Genomic DNA, 10,689 nt, shown 5'->3' on the forward strand with positions numbered 1-10,689 from the left:
CCCGGCATGCACTTGTAGATGCGGAGCTCGTACACCATCACCCCACCTCCTCGGACGGTTGCGCAACAGGTTCGCTGCCGTGTTGCCGCCGGCCTTGCAGGGAGGAGCGTTGCCGCCCCGGAAGCGGCTATGCTAGCATGAAACCGCGACCCCGGAGTGCGCGCATCGAAGGCGGGGTCGTAGACACAGATCCGGGGAGGGTGCCATGCTGGAGCGGATGCTGAGTCTACTGCTTGCGCTTGTTGCCGCGGGATGGCTCGTTGCGTTGCCGGGGGGGACGCCGGCGGGAGCCCAGGCGCCGCGCACCGTGACCGTGGCGCTCTATGCCGACGCGATCAGCCTCGATCCCGAGGATACCAACGACAACCTGTCCCTCTCGGTTGAGCGCGAGGTCTATGATGGCCTCCTCGGGTTCACACCCGACATGAAGCTCAAGCCGGAACTGGCGACCCAATGGGAGGCTTCACCTGACGCAAAGGTCTTCACCTTCCACCTGCGTCGGGGCGTAAAGTTCCAAGACGGCACGCCGCTGAACGCTCAGGCCGTGAAGATCAACTTCGACCGCGCCCGCGACCCCGACCACAAGATCAAGAAGTACAGCCTCTACGAGGAGATCGCGTCGGTGGAGGCGGTGGACGACGCCACCGTGCGGTTTACGTTACGGAAGCCGTTCGGCGCGATGCTCTACAACTTTGCCCACCCCAGCAGCCGGATCATCAGCCCCGCAGCCATCAAGCAGGGTGAAGAGCAGATCGCGCGGCATCCGGTCGGCACCGGCCCATTTAAGTTCGTCAGTTGGGCGCCCGGCCGGGAGATCGTGCTGGAGCGGAACCCAGACTACTGGGAGAGCGGCAAGCCCAGCGTGGACCGGATCGTGTTTCGGCTGGTCCCCGAGGACGCGTCCCGGATGGCGATGCTGTTGAGCGGGGAAGCCCAGTTTGCTTACCCCGTCCCCGGAGTGCAGGTCGACGTCGTGTCCAAGGCCGCGGGTGTGTCGGTCGACAAGCGCTGGAGCATCTATGCGTACTATCTCGCTATGAACACCCAGCACGTCCCCTTTAATACCCGAGCGGTCCGCCAGGCGATGAATTACGGGATCGACAAAGAGGCTCTGATCAAGGTCGTGCTGCGTGGGTATGGCCGGGTGCTGGACGCCCCGATCACTCCAGGAGTGGCCGGGTACAGCGCCGTCCAGGGCGGCGGATGGCCGTACGATGTGGGGAAAGCCAAGCAGCTCCTTTCCGAGGGAGGCTTCCCGCAGGGCTTCACGACGATCCTATGGACGAGCACCCAGACCGAAAGCATCCGGATCGGCGAAGCAGTCCAGCAGATGCTCGCCAAGATCGGCGTGAAAGTCAACCTCCAACCGATGGAAGCCGGGCTCCTTACCGCCGTGCGGTACAAGCCGTTCGTGGAAAACCAATCGCAGCTCAACTTGGCCGGGTGGTCGCCGTCTACAGGTGATGCGGACTGGGGGCTCAGGCCGCACTTCGACGGTGCGTCCTGGCCGCCGACCCTGTTTAACATCGCGTTCTACAAGAACCCCAAAGTCGACGCGCTTCTCCATGACGCCCTCGACACCGCCGACCAGACACGGCGAACCAAGGACTACGCTCAAGCGATGCGGATCATTTGGGACGATGCCCCCTGGGTCTTCCTGTACAATAGCCAGATCCTGGCTGGGGTCCGGAGTAGTGTGGGCGATGTCTATGCGCTTCCGGACGGAACGGTGGACCTGCGGACGGCGAACCTGACGGGCAAATAGCGGATCAGGTCGCAGGGGGGCGCCGCCAGTGTTCCGGTATGCCCGGCGGCGGCTGTGGCAGATGATCCCGATTCTCTTGGGGGTCTCGCTCGGAGCGTTCGCCTTCAATCACGCCATCCCGGGGGATCCGGCGAGACTGCTGGCCGGTCCCGATGCGAGTGCGGCCGACGTCGCAGCCGTCCGAGCTCAACTGGGCCTCAATCAGCCGCTCCCCGTTCAATACCTCTATTTCCTGAAGAACGCCCTGGCCGGCAACTTTGGACGCTCCTACCGCAGTCGCGAACCGGTCACTCAGGTCCTTGGGAAGCACTTTGGCCCCACCTTGATGCTGTCCCTGGCCGGGATCGTCATCGCGACCATCGCCGGGCTGGGAGTCGGCACCCTGCAGGCGGTCCGCCGAAACTCGCTCGCCGATTACGCGAGCACGGTGATCTCGGTAGCGGGGATCAGCACGCCGGCATTCTTCCTCGGGTTGTTGCTCATCTTCTTATTCTCGGTCGACGTCCATTGGTTCCCCACGGGAGGGATGTCGGATGCGCGCAGCCTCGTGCTTCCGGCGGTGACGCTGGCCGCGGCCTCCGCGGCGCAGATCGCCAGGTTCGCTCGGAGCAGCCTGCTGGATGTGGTCGGCGAGGACTACGTGCGCACCGCTCGCGCCAAGGGAGTGGCAGAACGGCGCGTGCTGGTGAAACACTCGCTGCGGAACGCGCTGATCCCCGTCGTCACAGTCATCGGGTTGCAGTTCGGGATCCTGCTCGGCGGCTCCATCGTCGTGGAGACGGTGTTCACGTGGCCCGGGCTCGGGTGGTTGCTGATCCAATCGATCTCCTTTCGTGACTATCCGATCCTGACAGCAGAGATCCTGCTGTTCTCACTTGAGTTTCTCGCGATCAACTTGATCGTGGACCTCTTGTACGCGGTCCTCGACCCCCGGGTTGCCTATGCGTGAAGCCGCCGCCCTGGTTCCCACCGCCCCCGCGGCGAGGTCCGAGGGCGTCCACCGGCGGTCCTGGCTGCGGTTCGTGCGGCGGCGGACCGCGGTGGCGGGCGGCATCATCACCGCGATCTTCATCCTCGCCACCTTGCTGGGTGACTGGATCCGGCCGTATCCTCCTACCGCCACCGACTACGATCACACGCTGTCTCCGCCGTCTTTCGCGCATCTGACCGGCACCGACGATTTCGGACGGGACATCTTCAGCCGGTTGATCATCGGCTCGCGCTACTCGCTGGGCATGGGCTTGGTGGCGACTTCCGTAGGGGCGGCCCTGGGGGCATCGTGGGGGATCTCCAGTGCCTTCTATGGCCGTGCGTTCGACAACATCTCGATGCGGGCTGTGGACGTGCTGCTGGCGTTCCCCGGGATCCTGCTCGCGATCGCGATTGTGGCGATCCTGGGGCCGGGCCTGGTGAATGTCGTGATCGCGGTCGGGGTGTTTGGCGTCCCGACCTTCGCGCGCCTGACTCGAGCTCCGGCTCTGTCGGCGATGGCTCAGGAGTACATTCAGGCCGCGCACGCATTGGGGGCGGGAAGCGTTCGGATCATGACCCGCCACATCCTGCCGTCGGTCCTGCCCTCGATTCTGGTGTATGTTTCGTTGCGGATCGGTGTGACGGTGCTCACGGCTTCGGCGCTCAGCTACCTCGGCCTCGGCGTTCAGCCCCCGACCCCTGAGTGGGGGGCAATGCTGGCGAACGCGAGGCTGTTCTTGAACGTTGCGCCTCACCTGGTGCTTGCGCCGGGCATCACGATCTCGCTTGCCGTGCTCGGTTTCAATTTGCTCGGCGACGGGGTGCGGGACGCGCTCGATCCTCGTCTCCGGACGTGACGGAGGGAGCCATTCCCATGCATGGTCTCTTGCTCGTGATCGCGACGTTCTTGGCCTCCGGGGTCGAGATGGTGGAGGCGCTGACGATTGTCCTCGCGGTCGGTGTGACCCGCGGCTGGCGGTCGACCCTCGTTGGCGTCACCGCAGCCACGGTCTCGTTGGCGGTCATCGTGGCTCTTCTCGGTCCCGCGCTCACGCGCATCCCGATCGACGCCCTTCGCCTCGTGGTCGGCGCGCTGCTGCTGCTGTTCGGCATGCAGTGGCTCCGGAAGGCCATCCTCCGAGCGAGCGGCTACACGCCGCTGCACGATGAGGAAGCCGCGTTCCAGAAGCAGCTGACCGCGTCGCAAACGGCCGGCACGGTGATGCGTGCGGGGCTGGACTGGTACGCCTTTACCCTGTCGTTCAAGGGCGTGCTGCTCGAGGGATTGGAAGTGGCGTTCATCGTCGTCACCTTCGGGAGCGCGCCGGGCGGCCTTCCTCTCGCGATCTTCGGCGCGACCGCAGCCCTCGTACTCGTTGGGGCCGCCGGCATCCTACTCCACCGGCCGCTCCGCGAAGTACCGGAGAACACCATGAAGTTTACGGTGGGGCTGCTCCTCACCACGTTCGGGACGTTCTGGGGCGCGGAGGGCGCCGGGGTGGACTGGCCGGGCGGGGACGGCGCGATCCTGGCCATCCTGGCGTTCCTCATCATCGTCTCGGTTGGTCTGACCTCGCTGCTCCGGCAGCAACGGCAGCGCACCTCAGCCGCAACGGCCCCTACCCGGACGGGAGGGGGCTGAGATGGGGGCCGCGCCGTGATCGGGTTCTTCCGGTTCTGGTACGACTTCATCGTTGGTGATGACTGGACGGTCGCAGCCGGCGTGCTCGCCGCGTTGGCCGTGACCTCGCTCCTGGTACACCGGAGCGTGGCGGCGTGGTGGGTGATGCCGGTCGCCGTGAGCCTGCTGCTGTTCGCCTCGCTCCGGCGGGCCACCAAGAATGCGCACTGAGCGGATCGGCTGGCCGGCAGACGTCTCTATCGCCGTGTCGATTTCGGGCCCGGCATCGGAGCGTCTCCTTTGATGGCCCGCCAGAGAATCCGGTTCAACACCGCGGCGGGCGCCTTGTCGGCCTCTTCGATCGGCAACCGCAGCGATTCCGCTGCGCCCGGTGCATCGGGCGTATTCATCGCAGTGAGCGGTTGTTGCGGGATGCGCGCTGTGTATTCGAATCGCGTGGGTGTGTCGCTGAACGCCTCAAGCATCGGCTGAGCTGCCGCGTCGTACTGGGTCAGCGGCGGGATCCCCAAAATCAATTCGATCGTACGGAGCATCGACACCGTGCTGTACAACGTGTGATTCACAATTCCCCGCCGGACGTGGGGTCCCGCCACCAGCGCGATGGTGCGGTGGGCGTCCACATGATCGGGTCCGTTCTGGGCGTCGTCCTCGACGACGAAGATCGCCGTGTCTACACTGTACCGTGACCGCGAGACGGCCTCCGCCACGCGGCCGAGCGCCAGATCGTTATCGGCCACCATCGCCTGGGGCGTGGGAAAGGCAGGCCGGGTGCCTGCGGTGTGGTCGTTCGGGAGCCTGAGAATGGTGAGTTGCGGCAGTGTGCCCGCGCGGTCGAACTCGCGGAACTCTGCGAGCCACTCATCGATCCGGGTCTGGTCTTTCACGCTCAGGTCATACCCGTGGTAATTGGGGGCGACGTGTTCCTTGAGGGACGGCATCGCTTCGCGGCTGGGGTACTGCTCGAACTCTGTAAACTCTCCATACACCCGGTATGAGATGCCCGCTCGCGCCGCAGCGTCCCACAAGAACCCACTGCGCGGGTACGTCGCCGGTTGCCCGCCTTCAAAGTCGTAGAGGCGACCGCGATTAGAGTAGCTGGCCGGCCAGTTCTTTTGGACGTAATCGTTGGCCATCGCGGCCGTCGCCCAATTGTGCCCATCTGGGCTTACTTCGGCGTCGGTGTAGAAATTATCCAGCAGCACGAACTTCTGGGCGAGCCCGTGATGGTTGGGGGTAACATCCTGCCCGAAGAGCACGAGGGAACGATCCCCGTTGCCCTGGGGAAGATCGCCGAGCAGCTGATCATAGGTCCGGTTTTCTTTGATGATGTAAATCACGTGTTTGATCGCAGAGGGATTTCCGACCCGCCGTGGGATCGCCCGGGCCGCGGTCTCTCGCGGACCCTGCACGAGACGGTTACGGGTTTCATCGAACCTGTTGTTTTGGACGACGCGCGCAGTCGCCTCGGCCAGGGCGGGCCCAATCGGTGTGGGGATCATCGAGACCGTGCCGACGATCATGGTTTGGATGTTTTGGGTGGCCGCCGCTTGCGGTCTCGTTGGCCCGGGACCCTCCCGGTTGGGGCCCGCGCCTAACCCTTTCATATTGGTCACGAACAATGTGCGCCCGTCGCGCGAGGCGGTGACGGTCGTTGGGTACCAGGCCGTGGGGATCAGGCCAACGATCTTCGGAAGGGCAGCGGCCGGCGAGGCGCCGAGGTCGACGACCGCGACGTCATTGTTCCCCGCGTTGGCTACAAACATCCACCGTCCGTCCGGACTGACGGCGAGGCCGTCTGGAACGCTGCCTTCCGGCGCGCCCGGATACGGAGCGAGCGACAACGTCGCGACGACGTGATCGTTTGCCGTGTCGACCACAGAGACGCTATCATCGTCGGTGTTCGCGACGTAGAGTCGGGGCCGGACGGGATCGACGGCCAGCGCTCCGGGATGGAGACCTACCGTCACCGTGCCGGCAAGCGCGAGGCCGGGCCCGCGCAGGACGGTCACCGTACGTTCGCCCCAGTTGCTGACGTACGCCTTTTCGCCGCCTGAGGCGAAGGCGACGGCGAGAGGCAGCGACCCGGTCTGTGCCATCGGCCCGGGCTGTCCCGACGCGAGATCCACTGCCTGGACCCGATGGGCTAGGTTTTCCGCAACCAGCAACGTCTTCCCGTCCGGCGAGATCGCGAGGCCGGCCGGGTACACAGGTGCCCCTCGAGGTGCCAGACCAATCGGGGAGATCTCGGTGAGGCGCCCGCCTCCCGTCTCGTACACCCTGACGAGGTTGTTGCCGCCGGCGGATGCGTACAGGCGGCGTCCGTCGGGGGTCCACGAGACACCCACGTAGAGCGCATCGGGTGCGTTGTACGGGATCGTCTGTACGACCGCGCGCGCAGCCGTATCCACCAGCGCGAGCGATTGAACGCCCTGTCCGTCGTTGCTGACGGCGAGATAGCGGCCATCGGGGCTGAGCGCCGCACCCATCGGTCGGTCCCCGATGGGGATCTGCACTCCGGCGGGCGTGAGGGTCCAGTTGCCGGGGGTGATCCCCTCGGAGCCATGCGGTCCTGGCAGACGGTCGGCCCCGAGGCCGCTGGCCGCCACGAAGACGATGACCGTTCCTACGAGGAGGTACCTAACCTGCAATGCCATTGTCGACTCCTTTCGCGATTTCCCGGGCGTCAATCAAGCACGTTCAGTCTCCAGTCGTACCGATGATTCCTGAATCGAGCGCGTGATCCACGTGCCTCAAGCCAGCTCCGGCGTTCATCATCGGGGAGGTAGTGCAGCAAGAAGGCGATCACCCCTCGCCGGCCTCCGAAGTCTCCCGCAAACCGACGGAACACCTCTGGTAGCCAAAGTGCTCCGCGCTGGGCGTCGAGCGCCGCCTCAAGATTGAGGCCGCTGCGAGTCGCCAAGGTGAGCTGGCCGTCGATCCGATCGGCGTCGTATGTGCTGATCGGGGGACAGGATCGGCTGCCACAGTTCAGAGCAAAGTGGACGCGGGCGTCCGGTGGGTCGATGATCCAGGCGCCTCTGGGGTCCAGGGTGCCGAACTGCGGCCCGGGGAGAAACTGGCGCCCGCGGTTCCCCCGCAGGATGCCGTGCTCGATGTCGTCACAACTGAAGCGCACGCCGCCGATATTGTACGCAGCCCGGCGGAAGAACCCGAAGGCTCCGAACCGCCCTTCCGTGACCCGCTGCCGGATGCCGTACGTGATCACCGCATCGATGACCAGGCCGTTATAGAGGTTGAGCCAGAACGCGAGGCGCTCGTGCCGCGTGATGATGTGCGCGGGGTTGAGTTCGCGGAGCGCGGGCGTAAGGCCCCGATACACCGCGAACGCCGGATTCGTGACCAACCCCGCGTAATCAACGCGGCGGCCGGACTCGTCGATCGCAGTGGCCTTCACCTGCTGTATTGCCTGCCTGAGGTTTGCCGCGAGGGCCAGGAATCGGATAGGTGAGTCCTCTACCGGTCCGGCGTTCAAGACCTCCCGCACAGCTCCGCCGAGGACCGTGTCGAGCGCCGCCTCGCGTACGGCAACGACGCCATCGCGAACCCTCATGCCGTGCGGCGTCGCGCCGTGAGGATTTGGAGCAACACCATTGGCACCTCCCCGAATCGTTAGGGTAAGCGCACTCGCCGGCCCAACTTCGCTGGCCCGAGAAAGAATCCCCTCGACGGTCACTTCGCCGGAACTTTCGGCGCAGACTACACGCTTAAGGTGCATCCATATTCTCGTTTTTCCCGTGACCCGCCGTCATGGCCGGATGGTTGCGAATGCCGGCCTCCGGGGCAGCAGGGGCCTGCCCGGGCGCCGCCCCCCTACGATGTGCTAAACTCCCTCAAAGATGGGAACCATTCTATGCGATCCTTTTGCGCTCGATGGCTCTAGGGGGGCGGTGAAAGGATGAAGGTCATTGGGAAAGTCTACCTCCTCATGGAGGCTTCCACGCATCGAGTGGTACACATGGTGTGGAATGCCAAAGAACCATCGCCGACCGGTGAGACGCAGTTGGGTCCTGTGTTCCACGACCTCGATCACGCTGTGGATGTCGCGAAGGACTACAGCCAGGCTTTTCAGCAAGAGATCGTCATTTGGGAAATGGACGAATCAAATGAGGTCTTTGTGCTTAATCCAGAATTGCTGGAAAGCATCAAGGTGCGTGGGAAAATTGTTGCCCGCGTTCTAGAGGACCGCCGTGTCGATTGATGGGGTGGACGTGGCGGAGGGAGGGAGATTCGAACTCCCGAGGGGTTTCCCCCTAGCGGTTTTCAAGACCGCCGCAATCGCCCGCTCTGCCATCCCTCCGCGGCCAGTATACCATACGATGTTCAGATGGCTTCCTGCGAGCGTTCTGATGCCTTCATAATCCGCAGCCCAATCATGACCGCCGCGATCCCGAGCGGCAGGCTCAGGAAGAACGGCGCCCAGATTCCCAAAAGAGCGGCCGCTCCGCCGATCAGCGGACCAACGAAAAACCCTAGATCGCCCGAACTGTTATACACGCCCATCGCGGTGGTGTAATTGTCGCGAGGAACAATTCGGGCCAGGAGGGTGGTAAACGTCACCGGCAACAATCCGCCGGCGAGGCCGTAAAGGGCGCCGAACAGGATGAATCCTGCCGGCGTGTGGATGTGGAAGAGAGGGACGAGGGGCGCGATAACCGCGCGTCCGATCACGCCGGGAACCACGAGTTTGTGTGCGCCCACCCGGTCCGCCAGCCGCCCAGTGGGAATCTGCACCAGGGCATAGGTCAGGCCTTGCACGGTGAGCACCCAGCCCACGATGACGACCGAGAGACCCTGGTGTGCGATGTACAGTGGAAGGAAAATCATCCAAATTCCCGCCGCGCTGTAGTAGAGGTGGTTGACGAGCAGAAGCCGCAAGATCGTCGGGTTCCTCAGGACGGCCCCCGCGTCTCCGGTGTGAACCTCGGAAGTCGGCCGGCCGGGCGTGGTCACAGCGATTGCGATGGGGATGGCCATCAGGCCGAAGAGGGCACCCAGATAAAACGCGGCCCGGTCGCCGTAGTGTGCGGCGACCACTCCACCAATGATCGGGCCGGCCAGGAACGATACGGACGTCCAAAACCAGAACATCCCAAATGCCTGGCCTCGCGTCTCGTGGGAGGCGGTGTCCGCGACCGCGGCGTGCAGCGGCGGCCAGAACGTGGCGCGGGTCACGCCGACTCCGGCGAGCGCCGAGCCAACCAGTGCCGCCAGACGAGCGTGCGCCACGAAGACCATGCATGCGGCATTTGCCGCAAGTCCTCCGATGAGGGTTTTGCGCCGGCCGAACATCCACACGATCCTGCCGACATGCATCTCAACCAGCCCCATCGCCAAGCTGAGCAGGCTGACGAGGGTCCCGATTTGGGCCGGCGTGTAGCCGATCTTCGAGAGATGGAGGGGCAGGACCGGCATCACAACCTGCCAAGAGATACCCGCAAGAAATCCACCGGCCCCCAGTAACACACTGCGAGGAATTGGGCGTTTCGAGCGGATCGGCGTGATGGGTCGATCAGTTCTCTTCGCGAGCGTTGCCTGTGAGATTCTTGCCTCGCTCAGACTGGGAGCAGAGGTCGGGTGTTCACTTGCGTTCATATGCAACACATTTTCGCAACGCTCCCAGAGGACTCCTGGAAGCGGTGATACCCCGAACTTCCTGTATTTTGACATGCCACCCCCGGTCCCGATATACTGTTTTGCGCCAGGGGACGTAGCTCAGTGGGAGAGCACCTGCTTTGCAAGCAGGGGGTCGCGGGTTCGAATCCCGCCGTCTCCACCAGCCCTTGTACATCAAGGCTTTCAGCGATTTTGCCCCGGCCGGAACGGCCCCGAAAAGCAGGTGCTCACCCCGAAACGGGGTTTCAGGCCGCCCTTGACTCGTTTCTCCTCAGCCGGCGCGTCGGCAACTGCTCCCCTCGAACCGTCGAGGGGTACGCAGCGGCCCTGCGAAGGTTTGCGGGAACGCTCGCACTCCGCGACCTTAACGACGTAACTCCCTTGGGGATCCAGCGTTACTTCACTCGACTGCGCGAGACCATGAAGCCGGTCAGCGTCCACGACTACTTCCATCCGCTGAAGACGTTCTTCCGATTGTCCGTCGAGGTTGGGCTACTCGCGAACAACCCCATGCGAGGCCTACGGGAACGCGGAACACTGGGAGCGCGTCCTCGGGTGGCTCGAGGCCCACATGAGGGCCGGCAACGCGTCGGCCGGCGCCGAATCCTAACATGAAAAATCGGGTCGAGGTGACAATCAGGAGCCAAGGTCGCCCCTCGCTCCTGCCGACGTTTGC

At 64.3% G+C, this 10,689-nt stretch carries 9 protein-coding genes and 2 tRNA genes; 7 read left to right on the forward strand and 4 right to left on the reverse strand.

Features of this window, described 5'->3' with window-relative positions; genetic code table 11:
- Positions 1 to 205: 205 nt before the first annotated feature.
- Genes VFP86_20610 through VFP86_20630 form a run of 5 tightly spaced genes read left to right on the forward strand, consistent with a single transcriptional unit; the run spans position 206 to position 4,589 of the window.
- Positions 206 to 1,765, forward strand: a complete 1,560-nt coding sequence (locus tag VFP86_20610) for a glutathione ABC transporter substrate-binding protein (GenBank protein ID HET9002052.1) — start codon at positions 206 to 208, stop codon at positions 1,763 to 1,765.
- A gap of 28 nt (positions 1,766 to 1,793) precedes the next feature.
- The gene (locus VFP86_20615) at positions 1,794 to 2,714 is read left to right on the forward strand and encodes an ABC transporter permease subunit (GenBank protein ID HET9002053.1); all 921 of its coding nucleotides are present in this window, start codon (positions 1,794 to 1,796) and stop codon (positions 2,712 to 2,714) included.
- On the forward strand, positions 2,707 to 3,594 hold the full coding sequence (locus VFP86_20620; GenBank protein HET9002054.1) for an ABC transporter permease: 888 nt from the start codon (positions 2,707 to 2,709) through the stop codon (positions 3,592 to 3,594). The genes VFP86_20615 and VFP86_20620 overlap by 8 nt, the downstream gene beginning before the upstream one ends.
- A gap of 17 nt (positions 3,595 to 3,611) precedes the next feature.
- A complete protein-coding gene (locus VFP86_20625; protein HET9002055.1) occupies positions 3,612 to 4,379 on the forward strand; it encodes a hypothetical protein in 768 nt (255 codons plus the stop codon).
- 15 nt (positions 4,380 to 4,394) lie between these two features.
- On the forward strand, positions 4,395 to 4,589 hold the full coding sequence (locus tag VFP86_20630; protein ID HET9002056.1) for a hypothetical protein: 195 nt from the start codon (positions 4,395 to 4,397) through the stop codon (positions 4,587 to 4,589).
- A gap of 26 nt (positions 4,590 to 4,615) precedes the next feature.
- Here the strand turns inward: VFP86_20630 and VFP86_20635 are convergent, their stop codons facing one another.
- Both VFP86_20635 and VFP86_20640 read right to left on the reverse strand, forming a co-directional pair.
- Positions 4,616 to 7,033 (reverse strand): bifunctional YncE family protein/alkaline phosphatase family protein, encoded by a 2,418-nt coding sequence (locus VFP86_20635; GenBank protein ID HET9002057.1) that lies wholly within the window; start codon positions 7,031 to 7,033, stop codon positions 4,616 to 4,618.
- A 29-nt stretch (positions 7,034 to 7,062) separates the two neighbouring features.
- Positions 7,063 to 7,950: a DUF547 domain-containing protein gene (locus VFP86_20640; GenBank protein ID HET9002058.1), complete on the reverse strand. Its 888-nt coding sequence runs from the start codon at positions 7,948 to 7,950 to the stop codon at positions 7,063 to 7,065.
- A gap of 345 nt (positions 7,951 to 8,295) precedes the next feature.
- Here VFP86_20640 and VFP86_20645 point away from each other — a divergent pair, with 345 nt between their 5' ends.
- A complete protein-coding gene (locus VFP86_20645; GenBank protein ID HET9002059.1) occupies positions 8,296 to 8,598 on the forward strand; it encodes a hypothetical protein in 303 nt (100 codons plus the stop codon).
- A gap of 11 nt (positions 8,599 to 8,609) precedes the next feature.
- Here the strand turns inward: VFP86_20645 and VFP86_20650 are convergent.
- Both VFP86_20650 and VFP86_20655 read right to left on the reverse strand, forming a co-directional pair.
- Positions 8,610 to 8,697, reverse strand: a tRNA-Ser gene (locus VFP86_20650).
- 23 nt (positions 8,698 to 8,720) lie between these two features.
- Positions 8,721 to 10,067: an MFS transporter gene (locus VFP86_20655; protein HET9002060.1), complete on the reverse strand. Its 1,347-nt coding sequence runs from the start codon at positions 10,065 to 10,067 to the stop codon at positions 8,721 to 8,723.
- Between the two features lie 34 nt (positions 10,068 to 10,101).
- On the opposite strand from VFP86_20655, the gene VFP86_20660 reads away from it, so the two are divergent.
- Positions 10,102 to 10,176: transfer RNA gene (locus tag VFP86_20660), tRNA-Ala, on the forward strand.
- The last annotated feature ends 513 nt before the right edge of the window (positions 10,177 to 10,689 follow it).

The organism is bacterium, assembly GCA_035703895.1.
In the GTDB taxonomy this organism is placed as follows: domain Bacteria; phylum Sysuimicrobiota; class Sysuimicrobiia; order Sysuimicrobiales; family Segetimicrobiaceae; genus Segetimicrobium.

Bases quoted from the DNA above. Each gene is read 5' to 3' on its own strand.
- VFP86_20620 (HET9002054.1), top strand. From the start codon at position 2,707: ATGCGTGAAGCCGCCGCCCTGGTTCCCACCGCCCCCGCGGCGAGGTCC.
- VFP86_20655 (HET9002060.1), bottom strand. From the start codon at position 10,067: ATGTCAAAATACAGGAAGTTCGGGGTATCACCGCTTCCAGGAGTCCTC.
- VFP86_20635 (HET9002057.1), bottom strand. From the start codon at position 7,033: ATGGCATTGCAGGTTAGGTACCTCCTCGTAGGAACGGTCATCGTCTTC.
- VFP86_20640 (HET9002058.1), bottom strand. From the start codon at position 7,950: ATGAGGGTTCGCGATGGCGTCGTTGCCGTACGCGAGGCGGCGCTCGAC.
- VFP86_20645 (HET9002059.1), top strand. From the start codon at position 8,296: ATGAAGGTCATTGGGAAAGTCTACCTCCTCATGGAGGCTTCCACGCAT.
- VFP86_20610 (HET9002052.1), top strand. From the start codon at position 206: ATGCTGGAGCGGATGCTGAGTCTACTGCTTGCGCTTGTTGCCGCGGGA.
- VFP86_20625 (HET9002055.1), top strand. From the start codon at position 3,612: ATGCATGGTCTCTTGCTCGTGATCGCGACGTTCTTGGCCTCCGGGGTC.